This window comes from Streptomyces sp. NPDC096105, from assembly GCF_044763335.1.
Classification (GTDB): Bacteria; Actinomycetota; Actinomycetes; order Streptomycetales; family Streptomycetaceae; genus Streptomyces.
On the sequence record NZ_JBIWGC010000009.1, the window covers coordinates 22179 to 44210 of the forward strand.

At 73.1% G+C, this 22032-nt stretch carries 15 protein-coding genes; 12 read left to right on the forward strand and 3 right to left on the reverse strand.

Annotated elements, in window-relative coordinates:
* Window positions 1-168: 168 nt before the first annotated feature.
* Complete coding sequence (locus ACIQ8B_RS16440; RefSeq protein WP_241911216.1) at window positions 169-672, forward strand: ATP-binding protein; 504 nt, start codon at window positions 169-171, stop codon at window positions 670-672.
* A 71-nt stretch (window positions 673-743) separates the two neighbouring features.
* Entirely contained in the window at window positions 744-956 is a 213-nt protein-coding gene (locus ACIQ8B_RS16445) for an EF-hand domain-containing protein (protein ID WP_106412350.1), read from the forward strand.
* 23 nt (window positions 957-979) lie between these two features.
* On the opposite strand, the gene ACIQ8B_RS16450 is transcribed toward ACIQ8B_RS16445, so the two are convergent.
* On the reverse strand, window positions 980-1537 hold the full coding sequence (locus ACIQ8B_RS16450; RefSeq protein ID WP_403547490.1) for a glycoside hydrolase family 25 protein: 558 nt from the start codon (window positions 1535-1537) through the stop codon (window positions 980-982).
* Between the two features lie 225 nt (window positions 1538-1762).
* On the opposite strand from ACIQ8B_RS16450, the gene ACIQ8B_RS16455 reads away from it, so the two are divergent.
* The 4 genes from ACIQ8B_RS16455 to ACIQ8B_RS16470 all read left to right on the forward strand — a co-directional run bounded on the left by ACIQ8B_RS16455 (window position 1763) and on the right by ACIQ8B_RS16470 (window position 8304).
* Window positions 1763-2899, forward strand: a complete 1137-nt coding sequence (locus tag ACIQ8B_RS16455; RefSeq protein ID WP_403547492.1) for a sugar-binding transcriptional regulator — start codon at window positions 1763-1765, stop codon at window positions 2897-2899.
* 8 nt (window positions 2900-2907) lie between these two features.
* A complete protein-coding gene (locus tag ACIQ8B_RS16460; RefSeq protein ID WP_403547494.1) occupies window positions 2908-3567 on the forward strand; it encodes a type VII secretion system-associated protein in 660 nt (219 codons plus the stop codon).
* Window positions 3564-6938 (forward strand): hypothetical protein, encoded by a 3375-nt coding sequence (locus ACIQ8B_RS16465; RefSeq protein WP_403547496.1) that lies wholly within the window; start codon window positions 3564-3566, stop codon window positions 6936-6938. The genes ACIQ8B_RS16460 and ACIQ8B_RS16465 overlap by 4 nt, the downstream gene beginning before the upstream one ends.
* A gap of 61 nt (window positions 6939-6999) precedes the next feature.
* Window positions 7000-8304 (forward strand): hypothetical protein, encoded by a 1305-nt coding sequence (locus ACIQ8B_RS16470; RefSeq protein WP_403547498.1) that lies wholly within the window; start codon window positions 7000-7002, stop codon window positions 8302-8304.
* Window positions 8305-8354: 50 nt separating this feature from the next.
* On the opposite strand, the gene ACIQ8B_RS16475 is transcribed toward ACIQ8B_RS16470, so the two are convergent.
* Window positions 8355-11678 carry a right-handed parallel beta-helix repeat-containing protein gene (locus ACIQ8B_RS16475; RefSeq protein ID WP_403547500.1) on the reverse strand — a complete coding sequence of 1108 codons (3324 nt, stop codon included), beginning with the start codon at window positions 11676-11678 and terminating at the stop codon, window positions 8355-8357.
* Between the two features lie 100 nt (window positions 11679-11778).
* Between ACIQ8B_RS16475 and ACIQ8B_RS16480 the strand changes: the two genes are divergently transcribed.
* On the forward strand, window positions 11779-12996 hold the full coding sequence (locus ACIQ8B_RS16480) for a S8 family serine peptidase (RefSeq protein WP_403547502.1): 1218 nt from the start codon (window positions 11779-11781) through the stop codon (window positions 12994-12996).
* 215 nt (window positions 12997-13211) lie between these two features.
* Here the strand turns inward: ACIQ8B_RS16480 and eccCa are convergent, their stop codons facing one another.
* A complete protein-coding gene (eccCa, locus tag ACIQ8B_RS16485) occupies window positions 13212-17156 on the reverse strand; it encodes a type VII secretion protein EccCa (RefSeq protein WP_106412342.1) in 3945 nt (1314 codons plus the stop codon).
* Between the two features lie 369 nt (window positions 17157-17525).
* On the opposite strand from eccCa, the gene eccD reads away from it, so the two are divergent.
* From eccD to ACIQ8B_RS16510, 5 genes are all read left to right on the forward strand, one after another.
* The gene (eccD, locus tag ACIQ8B_RS16490; RefSeq protein ID WP_365418271.1) at window positions 17526-18923 is read left to right on the forward strand and encodes a type VII secretion integral membrane protein EccD; all 1398 of its coding nucleotides are present in this window, start codon (window positions 17526-17528) and stop codon (window positions 18921-18923) included.
* A gap of 16 nt (window positions 18924-18939) precedes the next feature.
* A complete protein-coding gene (gene eccB / locus ACIQ8B_RS16495; protein ID WP_403547505.1) occupies window positions 18940-20418 on the forward strand; it encodes a type VII secretion protein EccB in 1479 nt (492 codons plus the stop codon).
* A 380-nt stretch (window positions 20419-20798) separates the two neighbouring features.
* A complete protein-coding gene (locus ACIQ8B_RS16500) occupies window positions 20799-21161 on the forward strand; it encodes a WXG100 family type VII secretion target (RefSeq protein ID WP_241911214.1) in 363 nt (120 codons plus the stop codon).
* Between the two features lie 70 nt (window positions 21162-21231).
* Entirely contained in the window at window positions 21232-21552 is a 321-nt protein-coding gene (locus tag ACIQ8B_RS16505; RefSeq protein ID WP_198602449.1) for a WXG100 family type VII secretion target, read from the forward strand.
* A 28-nt stretch (window positions 21553-21580) separates the two neighbouring features.
* Window positions 21581-22027: a type VII secretion system-associated protein gene (locus ACIQ8B_RS16510; protein WP_106412338.1), complete on the forward strand. Its 447-nt coding sequence runs from the start codon at window positions 21581-21583 to the stop codon at window positions 22025-22027.
* The last annotated feature ends 5 nt before the right edge of the window (window positions 22028-22032 follow it).

Consider the following 22032-nt stretch of genomic DNA (forward strand, 5'->3'; position numbering starts at 1 on the left):
GCCCGTCGATTGCCCGAGCGTGAATCGTTGCCGCAGGTCGAGCAGGCTTTCGGAGCCATGGGCATGTCTTTGGCGTATACCGGAGGATCGCGGCGGACTGGGGGCGCACGGGGGGCGTATTCCCTCGGAACGGCCCCTGCCGCCCCGGTGTGCGGCCATGATGAGGGCATGGCGGGGCTGGAGGGCATGGAGCAGCCGCGGGGAGACGGGCGTGCCACCGCGTCGCGCTGGTCGCCGACGGTCGAGGACGAACGTGCCGTACAGGCACTGGAGTTGTACGGCGACCCCACGGAGGGTGAAGTTCCGCTCCCGTCCCGCCCCGAGTCCGCCGCCCTCGCCCGCCGGCTCGTCCAGATCGTCATCCTGCGCCGGTGGGGCCTGCCCCCCAAGCTCACCGAGGACGCCGTGCTGCTGGTCTCGGAGCTGGTCGGCAACGCCGTACGCCACACCGGGGCCCGCGCCTTCGGCCTGAGCATGCGGCACCGCCGGGGCTGGATCCGCGTCGAGGTCCGCGACCCGTCCCGCGCCCTGCCGTGCCTGATGCCGGTGCAGGAGACGGACGTCAGCGGCCGCGGCCTCTTCCTCGTCGACGAACTCGCCGACCGCTGGGGCGTCGACCTCCTCTCCCACGGCAAGACCACCTGGTTCGAGATGCGCGTGGCGGACCGCTGATCAGCGGCGCTCCCGGGCCGGATAATCTGGCCCGCGTCAGTACACGTACGAAATGAACGAGGGGCGGACCGGTGGCGGACATCGAGGAAGCACGGAAGCAGTTCGAGCGGATCGACACGAACGGGGACGGGTTCATCACCGCTGCCGAGTTCAAGACCGCGCTGGCCCAGGGCGGCGACTGGAACGTCACCGAGACGGTCGCCGAGGCCGTCATCGCGTCGCGGGACCTCGACGGCGACAAGCTGCTGTCCTTCGACGAGTTCTGGGCGCACCTGGACAAGTAGGCTGGTCCCGGAGCGGGCCGGGGTCAGGCGCCCTCGGCCCACTCCTTCAGCGCCGGCCTGCTGGGGAAGTCCGCGACGTTCTTGTCCAGCGGGTCGTCGGTGTACTGGTGGAAGCGCCACTCCGCCTGGATGCGGGGCTTCCCGGCGGTGACGTAGTCGGCGATCCAGAGGCCGTCGCCCGCGTAGGACGTCGTGTCGACGTTCAGCCAGAAATTCCGATTGCAATACAGAATGACCCTGTTGCCGGGTCGCAGCTCCTTCACCTTCCGGATGAAGCGGTCCTTCTCCGCGTTGCTCGCATGCGTTCCCTCGCCCGTCGTCTCCCAGTCGACCGCGAGGACGTCCCCCTGTCTCTCCGGGGCCTTGCGCACGAAGTACTCCGCCTGGGCCGTGAGGTTGCCCGGCCAGAGGAAGTGGTAGAAGCCGACGACCAGACCGGCTCCGCGGGCCCTCTCCGTCTGGGCCGAGAGCCTGGGGTTGGTGTACGAACGGCCCTCCGTCGCCTTGATGAAGACGAAGGACAGGCCGTCGGTGTCGTACGAGGACGACTGGTACGCACTCACGTCGATGCCGCGCAGCATGGGGCTCCCTGAGGTGCTGGTGGAGGGAGGGGAGTCGGAATGACTTCTTCCCCGCCCTGGTGCGGGCGACCCGTTCGGGACGTGGAAAGTTCGGTCTCGGCGGTCGCTGACGTCTCAGGTGTCACTTCAATATCACTTCTCCGTCATGTTTTGATCACTTCGCACGGATGAACTAGCCGGGGAAGTAGTGTGAGTTGACGAACGATGAGAGCGCGGAGAGACGACATGGCCGAACCGGCTGAGGCGGCGGCGTTACCCGCGCCGATCGACACGCTCCTCGCCGCCGCCGTCGCCCGGCGCTTCTACCTGGAGCAGCGGTCGAAGGTGGAGATCGCCAAGGAGTTCGGCATCAGCCGGTTCAAGGTGGCCCGCCTCCTCGACGCGGCCGTGGCCCACGACATCGTGCGGATCGACATCACCGTCCCGGCCGAGATCGACGTCCCGCTCGGACGGGCACTGACCGAGCGGTTCGGTCTCCGGCACGGCATCGTTGTCAACCTGGGCCGCGGTGAGAGCGGTACGGCGGCGTCGGCGGACCAGTGGCAGAGCGGGCGCTGGCTCGGCACGGCGGCGGCCCGGCTGGTCTCGGAGATCGCCGAGGAGGGCGACGTCCTCGGGCTGGACGGCAGCCACGCGGTGGACGCGCTCAGCGAGGCGGTCACCCGGCTGCCGCTGTGCGACGTGGTCCAGCTGACCGGGGTGCACGGGCGGGACCTCGCCCATGACGCCGCGATCACCGCGGTCCGCCGTACGGCAGCGGCGGGCGGGGGCAGGGCGTTCCCCCTCCACACCCCGTTCCTGCTGCCCGACGCGGCGACGGCCGCCGTCCTGCGCAGCCAGCCCGCCACCGCCGAGACGCTGGACCGGTTCGGTCTGGTCACCAAGGCCGTCGTCGGCATCGCGGCGTGGGACGCCCCGCACTCCGCGGTGTACGACGCCCTGTCCGAGCGGGAGCGGGAGACGCTCCGGGAGGCGGGAGCGTGCGCCGAGGTGGCCGGCCACGTCCTGGACGCCACCGGCCGGGTGATCCCCACCGAGCTGAACGCCCGCACGATCGCCGTCAGCGTCGCCGAACTCCGCGGCGTCGCGGAGCTGATCGGCGTCACGGCCGGAGGACGCGGCGCCGGGGCGGTCCGCGCCGCACTGAGGTCCGGACTGCTCACCGGAGTCGTCACGGACGCCACCACCGCGCGCCGCCTCCTCTGGCGCGACGACCCGGACGCCCTGGACGACCCGGATGCCCTGGACGACCCGGACGCCCTGGACGACCCGGACGCCCTGGACGACCCGGATGCCCTGGACGACCCGGATGCCCTGGACGACCCGGCACGGACCGCACCGTCGTCCCGATCCACCGAGTGAGGACAGCGATGAGCCAGCAGGACGAGGCGCTCCCGCCCGTTCCGGACGACATCCGCGAGGCGGCCCGCCTCGCCCCGGACCACTGGCTGGGGGTGGTCGACCCGATGTGGTCCGGGGAGGGGAAACCGCCGGAGTGGGCGATGACCGGCCGGTGGCGGTCCGGCCTCGACGGCGAGATCGTCGAGTGGGAGGACAACCCCGAGTACCGGCCGTCCCCGCGCGCGCTCGGCTGGCCCGAGCCGGAGGACGAGGTGGACCGCGCCATCCAGCTCGCGTCGACCGGCTACGGGCCCGGCGAGGCGGTGCCGGCGGCGCTGGCGGGGCGGGAAGTCGCCGTGCTGACGGCGCCGGGCGGCGGTCTGCTGAGTGCGGCGGCGCCGGACGGGACGCCGGTCGTGCCGCTGTTCACCTCGTCGGTGTTCCTGCACACGTCGGGGCGTTTCGCCTTCGAACTCGTCGGCGTCGACGAGCTCTTGACGCGCGTCCCCGAGGGACACGTGCTGTACCTGAACCCCTCGGCCGCGGTGAGCATGCTGCTGGATCCCGACGCCGTACGCGACGCGGTCCAAGGCGGTGCGCAGGAGCGGGCCCCCGCCGCCGCGCCCGTGGACCGCACCGCGCGGGTGCTGACCGAGGCCGTTCACCCGGTCCGGGGGACGGACGCGTGAGCCGCTGGTCGTCCGTGATGCCGGGCCGGGGACGCCGGTCCGGCTCCGGCGCGGGCCGCCGCGGCACGGCGAGCCCGGCCGGCGGTGCGAACGGCACCGGGAACCGGGGCGTCGGCGGTCCGCCGGTCGAGGACGTCGACGGCGTGCTGCTGGTGCGCTCGGTCGAGGACGACTCGTTCCCGCTGGACGTCGTGGCCGAGGTGGCGGGCGCCGTCGGGCGGGAGGAGGACGTCGTCACGGTGATCGTGGGCTCCGCCGCCGGGGGCGGGGGGCCCGACGCCGACCACTGGGCACGGCTGGGCACGCTCCTCGACTCCCTCCGCGCGCGGGGCACCGAACGGGTCCGGCTCGTGATGTCCGGCGCCGGTGACGACCGGCCGGACCGGCCCAGCGTCGCCCGCAGGATCGCGGACGCCTGGGAACTGGAGGTGACGGCCCCGGACGGGGCCGTCCTGATCACGCCCGGGGGAGCGCTCTTCGTCCACGGCGACTCCGGTCCCGGACGCGCGTGGTGGCGGTTCGCGCCCGGCGCGGAGCCGCGGAAGGCGGGCCGGCGCGCCCCGGCGCCCGTCTGGGAGGAGGCGCTGGACGGGGTGCCCGTGCGCACGGCCGGCGGCTGCGTCGTGGACCGCATCCCGGCGGGCGTGGTGATCCGCCCGGCCGAGGCGCCCGGACCCGCCCCCGACGACCTGTGCTTCTCCGTACCCGTCGACTTCGAGCGGCTGACGGTGCTGGTCGGCGCCCCGCAGGCGGAGGACGTCGCCGCCGACGAGGTCGCCGCCGTCCTCAGCGGGCTGCCGGAGGCGGAGCGCGCCCGCACCCGGATCGCGCCCGGCGGCCGGCGTGACCTGCTGCGGCTCGGGCAGTCGGTCGCCGATCTGCTGGGCGCCGAGGTGGAGGTGCTCACCGGCCTGCCGCTGCTCGACGACCACGCGCCGCCCGGAACGCCTCCCCGGCCGACGCTGGTCGGGCTGGACGGCAGGCCGAGCTGGCGGCCGTTCGTGTCGTCCGTGGTCTGCGGTCCGGTCGACTCCGAGGGGCGGGCTCCCGTCCCCAGGCCGGTGGAGATCCACCCGCCCGACTGGATCCTCGGCGGCGGTGAGCGGGGGACGGTACGGCTGACGGACCGCTGGCAGGCGACGGTGACCCGGGCCGGCCTCGCCCTGTGGACGCCGGGCGGCCCCCGCCCGGGACCGCTCGGACCGCCCGTCGACCCCGAGGTGTGCGCCATCGAACTGGGCATGCCCGGCCAGCCGTTGGACGACTCCCTGCTGCCCGCGCTGTCCCGCCTCGTGCGCGGCCTCGGAACCGACGTCCGGTCGCGCACCACCCTGCTGGTCCGCGGCAGGCTCCTGGCGGGCGACGGCGCTCTGCGCCGCCTGGCCGCCGAACACGGCATACCGAACATCCGCTACGTCACCACCGCCCGGCCCTCGTACCCGGGCACGGTGACCGGCCGGCCGGGGACGGCCGCGGAGCCCGGCCGTGTCCCACCGCCCGGGCGGACGGCCCGGGGGCCCGGCCCGGCCACCGCGTCGCCCGCGGCCGGACCCGGCACGGGCACCGGCGGCCCGTCGGCCGCCGAGCCCGGTCGGGTGCTGCCGACCGTGTCCCACGGTTCCGGCACAGCGGCCGCCCCGCCCGCCACCGGGGCGGGCCGTGGACCGGGTGTGGTTCCTGCAGTGCCTGCCGGTGGGGCGGGGCGCGGGGCCGGTGGGGCCGGTGCCGGCCTGCGGGATGGCGGGTCCGGTGAGGCTTCGGTGTCCGGTGGGGCGGGCCGTGGACCGGGTGTGGTTCCTGCAGTGCCTGCCGGTGGGGCGGGGCGCGGGGCCGGTGGGGCCGGTGCCGGTCCGCGGGATGGCGGGTCCGGTACGGCCTCTGCCTCTCCGGCCACCGGGCCCGGCGCCGGGGCGGTCCGTCGGCCCGGTGCGGCTGTGAGCGGTCCGTCGGCCGCCGGGCCCGGAGGCCGGGTTGCCCGCCCCGGCGGTACGGCCGCCGTCGATCCGCAGGCCGCCGGGCCCGGGGTGCGGGTGCCCCCGGATGCCGCGTCCCCGGATGCCCGGGTGGACACGGATGCCCGGGTGGACACGGACGTCCCCGACCGGCCGGCCGCCGGTGCCGGGGGATCCGTGCCTCCGGGATCCCTTCGGGAGGGCGGGTCCGTTCCGTCACCGGCCTCCCCTCCGGCCGGAGGGAAGTCCGAAGTGGATACGGAGGCCACCGAACCCGGGGAAGCGGAGCCCGGGGCATCCGTGCCCACCGTGTCCGCCGTGCCCGAAGCGTCCTCGGAGTCCCGTCCGGAGGGGCGGCCCGCCGAAGGACCCGCGACCGCCGCGTCTCCGGAGGCCGGTGCCGCCGCCGGGAGCGGGCAGAGGGCTCCCGGGGCCGCCGCGTCGCCGGACGGCGGGGCGGGCCCGGAGGCCGTGGGGCCTCGGTCCGTCTCCCCGGCCGGGGCGCGCCCCGGAGCCGACGGTGCCGTCGGCGGGGCGGGGCGCACCGCCGCCGAGGGGGGCGGTCCGGGGCCGGACGGCGGCCGGGCCGTGCGTGCCGGGGCGGTGCCGGGACCGCGGGGGCGGAGCGGTGAGGCGCCCGCCCCGAACCGTGTCGCCCTTCCGTTCGTACCCGGGCACGTCAGCGGGGCCGCCGAGCGTGCCGCGTTCCGGGAGGCCGCGGCCGGGGCCTGGGAGGTGCACGCCGCCGCCGTGTCACGGGTGCTCACCCGGATGCCCGCCCTGCGCGGTCACGAACTGGAGGCGGCGCGGGCCGATCTCATCGCCGCGCACGCCTACCTCACCGCCGAGGAAGGGCCCCTGCACCACCGCGAGCTGATCCGGGACCTGCACACCGGCGAGGGGCGCCTGCTGCCCTACGGCGGCTGTCTGGCGTCCGCTCTGCGCCGGCTGCCCTCCTACCGGGGCGTGGCCCTGCGCGGCGGGGACGCCGACGGCCCCGGGCCGGCGGTCGGCACGCTGCTGCACGACCCCGCCCCGGTCAGCGCCCTGGCCGGATCCTCGGCGCTCCCCGCCGGGGCCCCCGTGCGCTACGCGATCTGGTCCGTCACCGGACGCAAGGTACGGCAACTGCTCGACCGTCCGGGCGGCTCCCCGGAGACGTACGAGGAGATCGTCTTCGTGCCGGGGACCGGCTTCCGGGTGCTGGGGGTACGGACCGAGCCCGCGGGCCCCTCCGTCGTCCTGCTGCGTGAGCTCCCCGGGAACGCGACCGCCTACATGGACGGGTCGGAGGAACTGAGCGGGCTGGACCTCAAGGCCCTCACGCACCTCGAGGAGGCGCTGGCCAAGGGCTTCCGCACCGGTGACGACCCGCAGTGGCCGGAACGCTGTTCCGGGCCCGTGGGTCAGGACGGATAACGAGCGGGGTCGCGCCCACGACCATCCGTCACCCCACAGTCCACACAGACCGAGGAGAACGATGACAAGTCAGAAGAAGCCGCCCGCTTCCGACGGGCCCGACGGCACGGGCGGCTCGTCCGTCCGCAGGGCCGTCTCCCTCGGGCCGGCGGCGGCCGACCCCGGCCCGATGCTGGCACCGGCCGCACGGCGTACGGCTGCACCGGAGCCCGCCGAGGGCGGCGCCGAAGAGGGGGGGACGGCACAGCCGGCCCCGGAAACCCCCGAGACCCCCAACGCCCCCGGCGCCTCCGAGAGCGAGGCCGCCCCCGAGCAGCCCGCCACCGGGGAACCCGCCACGACGGTCACCGCGTCCGCCTCGCAGGAGCGGCCGGAAGCGGAGAGCGAGAGCGCCGCCGAGCCGGCCACCACCGTCCGGGCCGCCGCAGCCGACGAGGCCGCCGGGGCGGGCGGAACCGCCGCCGCTGCCGCCGCCGGTGCGGGCGGAACCGCCGCTGCCGCTGCCGGTGCGGACGGGCCGCGGTTCGGGAACCCGAAGAAGCCCCTGCTCGCCGCCGCCGGCATCGCGGGCGTCGTCCTCCTCGCCGTGCCGCTGCTGATCTGGGCCACGGACGACTCGCGGCAGAAGAAGGACGACGTGAAGACAGCCGCCGGCTCCGGCACACTCCTCGACGAGGACTCCCTGGAGGTACCGAAGGGCCAGTACGCCCCGGCCACGCCCACACCGGCTCCCTCGACCAGGAAGCCGTCCGCCAAGTCGAGCCCCGACGTCAAGAAGCAGTCCGAGCCGCCGGTGCAGACGTCCTCCGCGAAGCCTCAGGGGGAGCAGAAGGCGCAGAAGACCCAGAAGCAGCCCGCCGCCCCCAAGCTCCCGCCGAACACCGCCGCCTACGCCGTCCAGCAGCTGGCCGCCTCGGATCCCGGCCGGCACATCTGCTACCGGGTCCACGCGGCGGGCCGGGGCTGGAGCGACGTGGCGTGCGACGGGGCCGTGGCGGGCACCCCGGGCTCGGGAACGCTCACGGCCGCCAACATCGCCGTGTCCGGAACCAACGGCACATCCGGTGGCGCCTTCACCCACAACCCCGCGTCGACCGACGGCACAGGGCACTACGCCGACAAGTGGACAAGTGTCGCCGACGGCGTCGACCACTACGTCGGCAGCACCGAGAAAGGCGCTCCGCACATGCTGGGGTTCAGCATCAGCGTCGACCTCGGCGCCGGCACCGTCTGCCAGACCTCCTACGTCCACGACGACACCTGGCTCGGCCTGGCCTGCGACGAACCCGGGACCGGCTACGACTTCACCTACGTCGGCACCCACGACAACAACTTGTGGATCGAAGCGATCAGGCTCACGGTGTGATCCGAACCGCCCGCCGGCACCGCGACCGGCGGGCGTCCGCCTTCAGCACGTCACAGGGCGGCCTCCCGCCGCCGGGCCGGCGGCAGGTCCTCCGGCAGCAGCGTCGTGAGGTCGGCGAGACTGGGCGAGCTCAGGCCGCCCAGCCGGCGGGCCTGGCTCGTCATCATCGTCTCCAGCAGCTGCCGGGCCAGCCGCGCGTTGCCGAAGGACCGGTCGCGCGGAAGGGCGTCCACATGGGCGCGCAGGGCCTCCAGGGTGGCGGGGGCGCACTCGTACCCGGAGGCGGCGGCGTGCCGGGACACGATGGTGACCAGCTCGTCCGTGCTGTAGTCCTCGAACCTCACGAACTTGGAGAACCGGGACGTCAGACCGGGGTTGGAATCGAGGAAGCGCCTCATCTCCTCGGTGTACCCGGCGACGACGACCACGATCTCGTCGCGGTGGTCCTCCATCAGCTTCAGCAGGGTGTCGACGGCCTCGCGGCCGAAGTCGTTGGACGATCCCTCGGGGGTCAGGGTGTAGGCCTCGTCGATGAAGAGCACCCCGCCCAGCGCGCTGGTGAAGACCTCCTTGGTGCGCTGGGCGGTGTGGCCGACGTACTGGCCCACCAGGTCCGCCCGCGCCACCTCCACCAGGGAGTCGCGGGGGAGCACCCCCAGCGAGTGCAGGAGCTTCGCGTACAGCCGGGCGACGGTGGTCTTGCCCGTGCCGGGCGGCCCGCTGAAGACCAGGTGGTTGCTGATCCGGGGGGCGGGCAGCCCCGCGGCGATCCGCTGCCGGGCGTTGGTCAGCAGACTGACCAGGTCGGCGACCTCCCGCTTCACGGCGGCGAGCCCCACCATGGCGGTGAGTTCGGCCATCGGGTCGGACGCGCCGTCGGCGTCCTGCGCCGTCCCGCCGACGGCCGCCGCCTCCGCGTCGCCGACGTCCTGCGGCAGCAGCAGCGTCAGGTCGTTCTCCGCCGGGTCGGTCATGGCCGCGAGCCGGAACGCCTGCCGGTCCACCATGTCCTCGAACACGCCGCGGGCCGCACGGCCGTTGCCGAAGGACGCGTCGCGCGTCATCTGCTCGAAGCGCACGGCGAGGGCCTCCCGGGTCAGCGGCCCGAGTTCGAACTGGTGGCGGTGGCAGAGGCTCTCGGTGATCGTCACCAGCTCCTCCACCGCGTAGTTGTCGAACTCGATGGTGCGGGTGAAGCGGGAGGCGAGCCCCGGGTTGGCGGACAGGAACGACTCCATCTGCTCGGAGTAGCCGGCCGCCACCACGACCACGTCGTCGCGGTGGTCCTCCATCAGCTTCAGCAGGGTGTCGACGGCCTCGCGGCCGAAGTCGTTGGACGTCCCCTCGACGGTGAGCGTGTAGGCCTCGTCGATGAACAGCACCCCGCCCAGGGCGCTGTTGAACGCCTCGGTGGTCTTGATGGCCGTACCGCCGATGACCTGCGCGACGAGATCGGCGCGGGCGACCTCGACCAGGTGTCCGCTCCTGAGCACGCCCAGGTCGGCGAGGATGCTGCCGTAGAGGCGGGCGACGGTGGTCTTGCCGGTGCCGGGCGGCCCCGCGAAGATCAGGTGCCGGCTCATCGACGGGACCGGCATGCCGAGCCGGCGCCGGCGCTCCGCGAGCTGGTTCAGGTTGACCAGCGTGTTCACCTGGTGCTTGACGTTCTCCAGGCCGATGAGCGCGTTCAGTTCGGCCAGCGGGCCCTCGGGCTCCGGTTCCTTGCCGGGTCCGCCCGGGGCGCCGCCCTCGCCGGCCGTTTCGGCCGACTCGCCCCAGCTGTCCGGCAGTCCGTTGTCCGCGCTGGTCAGCAGCTCGACCGTGAGCCGCTCGCTCGCGCGGCTCTGCCGCAGCCCCGCACCCCGGTTGTCGCGTACGACGCACCGGGTTACGTCGACCGGTTCGGCGCTGTCGATCCGTACGCCGTCGCCCGTACTGCCCGTGATCTCACAGGCGTTGAGGGCGGCCCGGCCGCCGCGCGACACCTGGACGCCGTGTGCCTTCGAGCCGTTCACCCGGACCCGCTCCAGGCTGATCTCCGCGCCGTCCCGCACGCTGACACCCGCATCGGAGCTGTCGTTGATCACACAGTCCCGCAGGGTGCCGCGGCCGCGTTCACCGACGAGGAGACCCGAGCGGGCGGCGGAGCTCAGTACGGTGTCGCCGATCTCGGGATCGGAGTCGTCGTCGATGCTCACCGCGCAGCCGCCGGCGGACTCGACCTCGCAGTGCTCCAGCCGGCCGCGGGCGTCGTCGGTGAACTCGATTCCGTGGCCGCCCGCGCCGGTGACCCGGGTGCGGCGCAGCAGGGGGTTGGCGGCTGAGCGCACCGAGATGCCCACGCCGGCCGCGTCCAGGACCTCCAGACGGTCGAACTCGGCCGTGGAGTCGTCCGCGAGCTGCACCGCCCCGGCGGTGTCGGCGCAGTCGCTCACCACGGTGTCCCGCAGCATCGGGGCGCCGCCCTCGACGACCCGCACGGCCGCCTCGGTCGAGCCGTGGAAGGCGCAGCCCTCCAGGATCCCGCGCGAACGGTCCATGACGAGCAGTCCGTTGTTCTTCGTGCGCCGGGTGACGCAGCGGTTCAGCAGCGGGTCGGTCCCGCCGGAGAGGACCACGCCGGTCTGCGAGATCGACTCGAACGACGTCTCCTCGATCTCCGGGCGGGACATGCTGGTCACCAGCAGGCCCACGGCCGTGTGGTGGACGGTGCAGCGCAGCACCCGGGTCGAGCTGTGCCCCTCCAGGGCGATGGCGGGTTTGTCGGTGCCGGAGATGTCACAGCCCTCCACGGTGCCCCGGGCCTCGCCGTTCGCGAGGACGCCGTTGGCCCGCGCGCCGCGGATGCGGCAGTCGCGGACGAGGGGCCCGGCCGTCTCGCCGATGACCACGGCGGAGGTGCCGAAGTTCTCGAACGTGCAGTCCTCGACGACGCTCTCGCTCTCCGACGAGTCGACGAGGCCGGCGCCGCCCGGGTTGCTGATCCGGCAGCCGCGGGCGGCCAGCGAGCCCTTGCCGCGGACCAGCAGGGCCGTCCATCCGGAACCGGTCACCGTGCATCCGTCCAGAGCGGCCTGCCCGGCCGGTACGTCCACGACCGCGGCTTCCTTGTCGCGTCCCCGGATGGTGAGGGCGCTGAGCATCACGGCGTCGGCCATGAGGGTCACGGCGGTGCCGTCCCGCGGGCAGAGTTCGACGGTGCCCGGCTCACCCTCGCCGACGATCGTCACCCGGTGCCGGATGACGAGGTTCTCGGCGTAGCGGCCGGGACGGACCCGGATCACCGCCCCGGTGCGGGCCTGGGCCAGTGCCTCACCGATCGTCTGGAAGCCGTCCGACCGTTCCGGGCTGACCGTGAGTATGTGCCGTGCCACGCCTCGAACCTCCTTGTGCCGCTGTGTCGTTGGCGTTGTGCGCCGTGCCTGTCCTGTGCATATCATGCGAGATATGCGGAATGTCATGAAGTGGCGGTGCATGGGTGTCGTACTGACGATCGCCGTCGCCCTGCCGGCCGGCGGCGGGCCGGCCCTCGCCGCCCCGACCACCCCCCCGGCAGAGTCCGGTGCCGACGATCCGGGGACCACACTGCTGCCCCCACTGCCCGTCCGGCTCGGCGAGGACAACCCGTGCACGGGGGCCTCGAAGCGGACGGCCACCGGAGCGGCGTGGTCCCAGACGGCGCTCGGGCTGTCCCGGGCCCAGCGGATCTCCCGCGGCGACGGAGTGACCGTCGCGGTGGTCGACACCGGTGTCGCCACCGGCGTCCCCAGCCTGTCCGGCCGGGTGACGGCCGTCGGCGGAGCGGACGAGGACTGCGTGGGCCACGGCACGTTCGCCGCCGGGCTCATCGCCGCGGCGCCGGAGAAGGGCAGCGGCATCACCGGGGTCGCCCCGCAGGCCGAGATCCTCGCCCTGTCGGGCACCGACGACCGGGGAGTCCCCTCGCCGGAACGCGTCGCCCTCGGCATCCGCACGGCGGCGGACCAGGGCGCGCAGGTCGTCTACGTCGGTCAGGCCCTGCGTACCGGCAAGGCCGAACTCACCGACGCGGTCGCCCACGCCACGCGCCGCGGCGCGCTGGTCGTCGCCCCGGCCGCCCCGGACGCCGTGCCCCGCGAGGAACTGGGGCCGGACGGCGAGATGCCCGAGGGCCCGTACTGGCCGGCCGCCGCACCGGGCGCGCTGGCCGTCGTCGACTTCGGCCCCGCCGGCGTACGGCAGGAGAACGCGCCGCCCGCCCACGAGCCCGACCTGTCCGCGCCCGGCGGCGACATGGTCAGCGTCGGTCCCGGGGGCCCCGGCCACTACATCGGTTCCGGTGCCTCGCTGGCCGCGGCGGGCGTCGCGGGCGCCGCCGCGCTCGTACGCGCCTACCACCCGGAACTGTCCGCGCCGGAGGTCGCCCGCCGGCTGCTCGACACCGCGTACCCGTCGGACACCCCCCGCCTCGACCCGTACGCCGCCCTGTCCCTGGTCCAGGACGGAGGAGGGGAGGCGGCGTCGGCCCCCGCCCCCGCACGGCTGCCGCCCCCGGCCGACCCGGCGCCCCGCACCCGTTCCCTGACCGTCGCGGCGGTGGGCCTGACGGCGGTGCTCCTGCTCGCCGCGATGGCCGTGGTGATCCCCCGGGGCCGCGCCCGGAACTGGCGCCCCCCGCACCGGCACCCCCGCACCGCTCCCGCCCCGGACTGACCTCCCTTCCCCAGCCACCCGCACGCCGTCGCGTTCCGCGAGCGCGACGGCGTTCCGCGGGCGCCGGACCGCACCCGCACCCCCCGGCCCGCCCCGGCCCCGGGCTCCCCGTACCGGACCGGCGGCGCACGCCGGCCCCCCGGCGGAGGGCCAAAGCGGCCCTCCCGCCGGGGGACGGACAACCGGGGGACGGGCGAGGAGAGGGCACGGGTGTCTCACGGCGCGTCCTTCACCAGCGCCGTCTGAATCTGCAGTGTCTTGCGCCGGGCGATCCGTATCGCCCGCCCCGGAATCAGCTCCCGCCCCTTCACACTGCCGAAGAGATACCCCTCGCTCGGCGGACACGACATCAGCAGCCCGGGCGTGTTGACCTCCTGCATCCTGCGCAGCAACGCCTCGTTCAGCCCGCGCCCGGCGCCCGCCGCGGACCGCGCCACCACCAGGTGCAGTCCCACCTCGTGGCCCAGCGCCAGATGATCCATCAGCGGGGCGAACGGATGCGCCATGGGACCGCTGCCCACCATGTCGTAGTCGTCGACCAGGATGAACAGCCGGGGCCCCTGCCACCAGTCGCACAGCCGCATCCGCGACGGGGCGATGTCCTCCCCCGGAACCCGCTGCTTGACCGCCCGGGCCGCGCCGTCCACCAGTTCCCGCAGCATGTCCAGGGACACCGCGTGTCCCAGCCGGTAGGGCTGGGGCACGCTCTCCACCAGCTCCCGCCGGTAGTCCACCGTCATGATCCGGGCCTCGGCGGGCGTGAACCGCTCGGTGATGCCCCGGGCGACCAGCCGCAGCAGATTCGTCTTCCCGCTCTCGGTGTCGCCCACCACGATCAGATGCGGGTTCTCGGTGAAGTCGTGCCACACCGGCGCCAGTTCGTTCTCGTCCAGTCCGAGCGCGATCCGCAGGCCCAGGTCGCCCTCCGGCTCCGGCAGTTCCTCGGCCGGCAGGCTCGCCGGCAGCATCCGCACCCGGGGAGCCCGCGGACCCGGCCAGCTCTCGTCGACCGCGGCGACCAGCCCCGCCACTCCGTCCGCGAGGTCGTCGGCGTCCTCGACCCCGTCGAGACGCGGCAGCGCCGACAGGTAGTGCAGCTTGTCGGGGGTCAGCCCCCGCCCCGCGCTGCGCGGAATCGTCGCCGCCTTGCGGGAGTCGATCTGGGAGTCCATCGGATCCCCCATCCGCAGCTCCAGCCGGGTCCCGGTCTGGTCGCGCACCGAGGACGACAGCTCTATCCAGCGGGCGGTGGTGATCAGCAGATGCACCCCGTAGTTGAGTCCGCGGGAGGCCAGCGCGTTGAACGTGGGGATGTGCCGGTCGAAGTCCTGGCGCACGGTGGACCAGCCGTCGATGACCAGGAAGACGTCCCCGTGCGGCTCGTCGGGGAACTCGCCCGCCGCGCGCCGCTTGCGGTACGTGGCCATGGAGTCGATGCCGTGCTCCAGGAAGAACCGCTCCCGCCCGGCGAGCAGCGTGGTGACCTCCGCGATCGTACGGCCCACCCGCTCGGTGTCCACCCGGGCGGCGACCCCGCTCACGTGCGGCAACCCGTCGAGTGAGGCGAGGGTGCCGCCACCGAAGTCCAGGCAGTAGAACTGCACCTCGCGCGGGGTGTGGGTGAGCGCCAGAGCGGTGATCAGGGTCCTCAGCAGGGTGCTCTTGCCGCTCTGCGGGCCGCCGGCGATGGCCACATGGCCCCCGGCCGCCGACAGGTCCACCGTCAGCAGATCACGCAGCTGGTCGAAGGGACGGTCCACGACACCCACCGGCACGGTCAGCCGTCCCCGCAGCGGCCAGTCGGCCGTGGTCAGGCCGTACCGCGGATCGGGGGACAGCGGGGGCAGGATCTGGTCCAGGGTCGTCGGCCGGTCCAGCGGGGGAAGCCACACCTGGTGGGCGGGCGGCCCCGCGCCGCGCAGCCGGTCCAGCGCCACCGACAGCAGCGTCTCCCCGTTCTCCCCGTCGTCGCCCCCGGCTTCCGGTTCCTCCTCGTCGGGTGCCCCCGCCAGGTCCGGGTCCGCGGGCGCGCGCGGCACCACCCACTCCGCCGTCCACGGCACCACCTGACGGGCCACCTGCGCCTGCACGACGGCCCGGCGCCGCTGGTAGGGGCCCGAGACGTACGCGGCCTGGAACCGGGTGAGCGCGTCGACACCGCTCTTGAGGAACCCGGCGCCCGGCTGCGCGGGCAGCTCGTACGCGTCCGGCACGCCCAGCACGCCGCGGCTCTCCATCGCGGAGAACGTCCGCAGGCCGATCCGGTACGACAGATGGCTCTCCAGCTGGTGCATGCGGCCCTCGTCCAGCCGCTGCGAGGCCAGCAGCAGATGGACCCCGAGGCTGCGCCCGAGCCGGCCGATCATCACGAACAGCTCCATGAAGTCGCGGTGCGAGGCCAGCAGTTCGCTGAACTCGTCGACCACCACGAACAGGCTGGGCAGCGGCTGCAACGGCGTACCGGCCGCGCGGGCCTTCTCGTACTCCAGCGCCGAGGTGTAGTTCCCGGCCGCGCGCAGCAGCTCCTGCCGCCGGATCAGCTCCCCGTGCAGCGCGTCCTGCATACGGGCGACCAGCGACACCTCGTCGGCGAGGTTCGTGATCACCGCCGAGGTGTGCGGCAGTTCGTCGAGGCCGAGGAAGGTGGCGCCGCCCTTGAAGTCGACGAGGACGAAGTTCAGCGTCTCGGAGGAGTTGGTCAGCGCCAGCGCCAGCACCAGGGTGCGCAGCAGTTCGCTCTTGCCGGAGCCGGTGGCGCCGATGAGCATGCCGTGCGGTCCCGTACCGCCCTGCGCGGACTCCTTGATGTCCAGCTCCACGGGCCTGCCGTCACCGCTCACCGCGATCGGCACCCGGAGCCGGGCGCTGCCCGTCGACCGCTCCCAGAGGGTGGCCGGCTCGTGACGGTGCAGATCGGGGATGTTCAGCAGCGAGGTCAGCTCGACGTCGTGGGCGAGGGGCTTGGATTCGCTGCCGCCCACACTCATCCGGTACGGAGCGAGCAGCCGGGCCAGCGCCTGCGCCCCCACCGTGCCCAGCCGGTCGGGCCTGCCGAGCACGGTCGACTGCTCCTTGCGGTCGCGGTCGGTGCGCACCAGCGCGACACCGTCCTCGCCCACCTCCAGGCGCAGCGTGGTCCGCCCCGGCTTCCACGCGAGCGCCCCGGTGAGGTCGAGCACCACCGCGTTGCGGAACCCGGGTCCGTCGAAGCGGTGCCCCGCCGGCACCGTGCAGCCGTCGATCACCACGACCGTGTACGGCTCCTCGCGTCCCGGGACCGCGTCGGGGTCGGCGCCCGGCCGCTCCAGGAACTCGGCACCGAGCAGGTTCTCCAGTTCGGTGAAGGCCGACGCGATCATGCGGACCGGTCCGGCACCGTCCTCGTCGTGCCGGTGCAGACTGTGCGGCAGCCACTTCGCCCACTCCCACTCGGAGCGCCGCTCGTCCGACACACACAGCGCGATCCACAGGTCGTCGGGGGAGTGGAACACCGCCAACTGTGCGAGCAGGGCCCGCACCTGGGCCCGTATCCGCTCCTCGTCCCCGCGGAACAGCACCTTCGACCAGGCGCGCAGGTAGATCGCGATGGGCTGGTCCCGCACCGTGGAGTAGGCCTTGGTGAAGCTGCGCAGCGCGTGCGCCGACAGCGGCTCCAGGTCCTCCACGGGCTTGGTCGACAGCGGCGTCAGCTTCATCGCCAGACGCTGGTCGCCGACCCCCATCCGGACCTCCGCGAAGTCGTCGTCGGTCGACCGGCGTTCCCACAGACGGGTGCTGCGCACCAGCGACGACAGCGCATCGGGCTCGGGGTGGCGCCAGGCCAGGGAGCGCTGCTGCTCGACGATCGAGGCCCGCACCACACGCCGGGTCTGCCGCAGATACCGCAGATAGTCACGGCGCTCGCCCTTCATCCGCTGCTTGCGCTCGCCGTTGCGCCGCATGACCTGACCGAGCATCATGCCCGCCGACGCGACCACCATCACACCGAGCGCCAGGTAGATGAATCCACCGCTATCCCGGCTCATGCCCGGCCGCATGAACATCAGCATCATGGAGACCGACATCAGCGCCATCGGCAGATACGTCCAGACCGCGGAACTGTCCGGTACCACCTCCGGAAGGGTCGGCGGCTCCTGAAGACTCAGTTCCCCAGACGGCATTTCCGGGCCTTTGCGCCGGGCCGGCCTGCGGAACAGGATCACGCTCAACGAACGTCCTCCTCAACGATTTCGGAAGGAATTCCGCGGGAACGTCGCGGGTGTGTCGCGGGTATCGGGTGCGTCGCGGGTATGTCGCGGGTTTTTCGTAATGAGTCAGAGTCCCGCGCCCCGGCTGCGGCAAAATTGCCGTGGGGTTCCGTGACGCTGAACTCCTCAGTGGTGTTGCGAAAAGGCCGGTGTGCGGTCAAACTCGTCGGCGCATGCCCCGTCCGACTTTCTCGTCGCGTTCAGCGACCGGCCGGCGTGCCACTGCCATCTTCCAGCCACCGCGTATCGCGTGGTCCGCCAGAAAGCGTGAACCCGAAACCCATGACTGAGATTCAGGCGGCAAGCCTGTGCCGCGTCACCGTACGTGCCCCGGCCAGGACCGTCGACCTGGCCGTGCCCTCCGACGTCCCCGTCGCCGATCTGCTGCCCACTGTGATCGGTTACGGGGGGGACGACCTGGAGGAGGCCGGCCTGGAGCACGGTGGTTGGGTACTGCAACGTCTCGGCGGTCCACCGCTCGACCCCGAGAGTACCCTGGACTCCCTCGGTCTGCGGGACGGGGAGGAGCTTTATCTGCGGCCCCGTACCGACGCGTTGCCCGAGGTGCACATCGACGACCTGGTCGACGGCATCTCCGACGGCATGAGCCGCAGGCCGCACGGCTGGAGCCCGGAGGCCGGCCGGCGACTGCTGCGCGGACTGGCCGCGGCCACCCTGACACTGGGCGTCGTGCTGCTGGCCGTGCCGGGAACGGACGGCTGGGTGCGGGCGGTCGCCGCCTCGGCCGTCGGACTGCTGCTGATCGCCGGAGCGGGCAGCGCCTCCCGGGCCGTCGGGGACGCCGGGGCCGGCTCGGTGCTCGGCCTGATGGCGGCGCCCTACTTCGCCCTGGCGGGCTGGCTGTTGCCGGGCGGCGACCTGGGCGGCGCCGACGGCGAAGCCGTCCTCGGCGCACGCCTGCTGGCGGCGTCCGCGGCCGGCGGAGCGGGCGTGGTGCTCGCCCTGGCGGCGGTCGGCGTGTACCCGGCGCTGTTCGTCGGCGCGGCCTGCGTCGCGGCGGCGGGGGCGCTCGGCGCCGGCCTGATCACCCTGGACCTGGCACCGCAGCAGGCGGCCGGCGTGGTGGCCGTGGTGGTGGTGCTGTTCGGCGGCTTCGTCCCGTCGCTGTCGTTCCGGCTGGCCGGCATGCGGATGCCGCCGCTGCCGACCAACGTCCAGCAGCTGCAGCAGGGCATCGACCCGTACCCCACCTCGGAGGTCGACATCCGGTCGGGGCTGGCGGACGACTGGATGACCGCCCTCTACGGCGCCATCGGCCTGATCTGCCTGCCCTGCACGGCGGCGCTCCTGGCCGACCAGGGCCTCGCCGAGGTCCTCACCGTCGTCGCGCTGTCACTCCTGCTGCTGCTGCACAGCCGGGGGCTGGGCAACGTCTGGCAGCGGCTGGCGCTGACCGCCGCCGGGGCCTGGGGCGTGGTGCTGCTGCTGGTGGTGGCCGCGCGCGCGCTCGCCCCCGCGGACCGGCTGACCCTGGTGGCCGGTCTGACGGGACTGGCGGCCGTGATCACGATCGCCTCGTGGACCGTGCCGGGGCGACGGCTCGTGCCCTACTGGGGGCGCGCGGCCGAACTGCTGCACTCGCTCGCCGCCATCAGCATCCTGCCGCTGACGCTCTGGTCCATGGGCGTCTACGGCCTGCTCCGCGGCATCAACGGCTGACCCGGGAGAACGTGACGTGGACAACAAACGCGACCAGGTACAGGCGCACCTCTTCGTCATGGGGCGGCTGGCCTCGGCCATGCTGCGCGCCGAGCCCGACGCCCCGGAGAGCCCCCTGGGCAGAACCAACCGCGGTGCCGCGATAGGCGTGGTCATCGCCGTGCTGGTGTGCGCCGGCGCCTTCGTCTTCGGCCTCCTCCGGCCCGGCGGCAACGACTCGTGGCGTTCGGGCGAGAACCTGATCGTCGACAAGCAGACCGGCGCGCGCTACCTGTACCTGGACGGCAGGTTGCGTCCGGTGCGCAACTACGCGTCCGCCCGGCTGATCGCCGGCGGCGACATCAAGGTCACGACCGTGGGCACGGCCTCGCTGGCCGGCACTGCGCACGGAACGCCGCTCGGCATCCCCGACGCGCCCGACGCACTGCCGGGCACCGGCGACCTGGACCGCACCCCCTGGCTGGTGTGCTCCGCCGTCCGGCCGCGGACGACCGGCGTGGTCACGGCGACCACGACCCTCGCCCTGGGCACCGACGCGCCGCAGGACCTGCCCGGCGGCAGGCGACTGGGCGCCGGCGAGGGCCTGCTCGTGGCCGGTCCGGACGACGCCACGTACCTGCTCTGGCAGGGCAGCCGGCTGCGCCTGGACGAACGGGCGAAGGCGGCCGAGTCCCTCGGATACGGCAGCGTCGAACCGCGTCCCGTGTCCGCGGCCTTCCTCGACGCCTTCCCGCTGGGCCCCGACCTGACCCCCGCCGAGGTGCCCGGCCGGGGCGAGAAGGGCCCCGAACTGGGCGGACACGACACCCGCGTCGGGCAGCTCTTCCGGGTCGACGTACCCGGCTCCGACGCCCGGTACCACCTGCTCACCCGGGAGGGCCTGGTCCCGCTCACGGCCACCGAGGCCACGCTCGTGCTGGGCGACCCGCGGACGCGGGAGAGGGCGTACGGCGGCGAGGCCGCGAACGTGGCGACGCTCGGCGCGGACATCCTGGCCGAGCACCTCGCCCAGGACTCCGCGTCCGCCGAGGCCTCTTCGGCGAAGCTGCCGGAGAAGCCGCCGGCGGCGGTCACCGTCCCCGCCGGCTCCGTGGCCTGCGCCGACGTCGACTCCGCGGGCTCCGGTGTGCGGGTGGGCGCTTCGGTGCTGCCCGAGGGCGCCCTGCCCCGGACCGTGCAGGAACCGGCGCCCGAGACCGAACCGGGCTGCCTGAAGGTCGACGCCATCGCCGTGCAGGCCGGAAAGGGCTCGCTGGTCAGGGCGTTGAGCGCCAGCGGCAGCGCGCTGGGCGACACCACCTACCTGGTCACGGACGAGGGCGTGAAGTACCGGCTGCTGTCCCAGGAGGGCGTGGAGGCGCTGGGCTACGGGGGCGTCGAGGCGCGGACGATGCCGTCCCCGCTGCTGGCCATGCTGCCCAGCGGCCCCGATCTGACCCCCGAGGCGGCGTCCTCCGGCGAGGCGCGGGTGACGCTGCGGTGCCCGGGGAGGTAACGGGCGGAAGGGGAGACCTGCCCGCACGAAGACCGGACACCAGGGGAATTCTTGGAATCCCTGCGGTCACTTCCCGTTAAACCGGACGCTCCACCAGGCCCCGGGAAGCGGCGGCGATGTCCGTTCTGTCCGACTGGATTCCCGGCGCCGCTCAAGTGAGCGACTCGTATTCCTCTCCTCTGCTCAATTGAGCCAAGGCGTTCGGTGTTTCGGGCGGGCGAAAGGACTCGGGGAGAAATTGCCAAACATGTTGGGGCCTGCTTAGCATCGGGCGACCTCACGCTCCGGCGAGTCGGCGGTGACTGCCGGAACACCCTGTCTGCCCACGGGGTGATGTGAGGGCCACAGCTCGGTGTTCTTGCCGAAAAGGGAGTTCTCTCATGGCCATGCAGCAGTCCGAAGAAACCGCGACCCGCAACGGGATCATGGCGCTGGAACAGGCTTTCACCAGCATTCAGACCCGTCAGCAGGACGTCCAGGCCACGGCGGAGAACCTCGCCATGAGCTACGGGGGCGCGGACGGTGCCAAGTTCAAGAAGCTGCTGGAGCAGTGGGACGGGCACGTCGACACCATCCTGATCAACCTGGACCGGATGGTCGACGAGCTCAACGAGACCCTCCGGGAGCACGGGCTGGTCCAGGGCTCCACCAGCGACGCGATCGACGCGGAGTACTCCCGTTCCACGGCCGTGTTCGACGAGCTCAACGGCACCAACACGTCGTCGGGCACGCCGGCGGCCTGATCCGCGGCTCATCCAGTACACCCCGGCCTTTCACCCTTTTTGTGGTTCTCCCGGCGAATCGAGGACTCTGATGGACTTCTCCGACGGCTACATCTACGTCGACTACGACCGCGCCGAAGGCTCGGCCGAGGACATGATCATCCAGTCCCAGGCGATCATGAACATCCTGGAGAATCTGGAGATGGAGCTGACCGAGCTCCGCAAGACCTGGGTCGGTGACGACAAGGACGTCTACGACACGGTGCAGGCGGCGTGGAACGGCGCTGTCGAGAACATCAGGAACCTGCTCGCCAACCACTCCGGCCTGCTCACCGAGATTTCCGCCAACTACCGGTCCACGGAGCAGAACCTGTCGCAGCGCTGGAGCGACATCAGGATCGGCGGCCGCTGACACGGGCCGGTGACGGAAGGGAGCTGACGTGGCCGCCACGGTCCTGGACAGCGAGTTCCTGCGGAAGTTCATCACGAACCACATCGACGACTTCCGGATCCAGTTGGAGAACATCCTCAAGGACGACCCGAACGCCGGCCCCGCCATCTCGTCTCTCGTGAGTGGTATGGACGTCGACACGATCGACGTGTCGAAGCCGCTGAGGATCGGCATGATGAGCGGTCAGGACAGCGTGGTCGACGGGGACGGCCTGAACACGGTCGTCCGGGGGGGCGCGGCTGAGATCCTGCGCATTCTCCAGGCCCAGGGAGTCCTCTTCGAGGACCTGGAGCAGGCGCTGTGGGAAACCATCACGGAACTGACGAAAAGTCAGGGCAAGAACCTTGAGGGCATCACCGCGGACGATTTCATGGACATCTTCGAGGATGTCGACAGTGATTTCGACAACCCCGGTGCCACCGAACAGCAGAAGTGACGGAG

Bases quoted from the DNA above. Each gene is read 5' to 3' on its own strand.
- ACIQ8B_RS16505 (WP_198602449.1), top strand. From the start codon at position 21,232: ATGGACTTCTCCGACGGCTACATCTACGTCGACTACGACCGCGCCGAA.
- eccD (WP_365418271.1), top strand. From the start codon at position 17,526: ATGACTGAGATTCAGGCGGCAAGCCTGTGCCGCGTCACCGTACGTGCC.
- ACIQ8B_RS16450 (WP_403547490.1), bottom strand. From the start codon at position 1,537: ATGCTGCGCGGCATCGACGTGAGTGCGTACCAGTCGTCCTCGTACGAC.
- ACIQ8B_RS16455 (WP_403547492.1), top strand. From the start codon at position 1,763: ATGGCCGAACCGGCTGAGGCGGCGGCGTTACCCGCGCCGATCGACACG.
- ACIQ8B_RS16460 (WP_403547494.1), top strand. From the start codon at position 2,908: ATGAGCCAGCAGGACGAGGCGCTCCCGCCCGTTCCGGACGACATCCGC.
- ACIQ8B_RS16480 (WP_403547502.1), top strand. From the start codon at position 11,779: ATGGGTGTCGTACTGACGATCGCCGTCGCCCTGCCGGCCGGCGGCGGG.
- ACIQ8B_RS16500 (WP_241911214.1), top strand. From the start codon at position 20,799: ATGGCCATGCAGCAGTCCGAAGAAACCGCGACCCGCAACGGGATCATG.
- ACIQ8B_RS16470 (WP_403547498.1), top strand. From the start codon at position 7,000: ATGACAAGTCAGAAGAAGCCGCCCGCTTCCGACGGGCCCGACGGCACG.
- eccCa (WP_106412342.1), bottom strand. From the start codon at position 17,156: ATGCCGTCTGGGGAACTGAGTCTTCAGGAGCCGCCGACCCTTCCGGAG.
- ACIQ8B_RS16440 (WP_241911216.1), top strand. From the start codon at position 169: ATGGCGGGGCTGGAGGGCATGGAGCAGCCGCGGGGAGACGGGCGTGCC.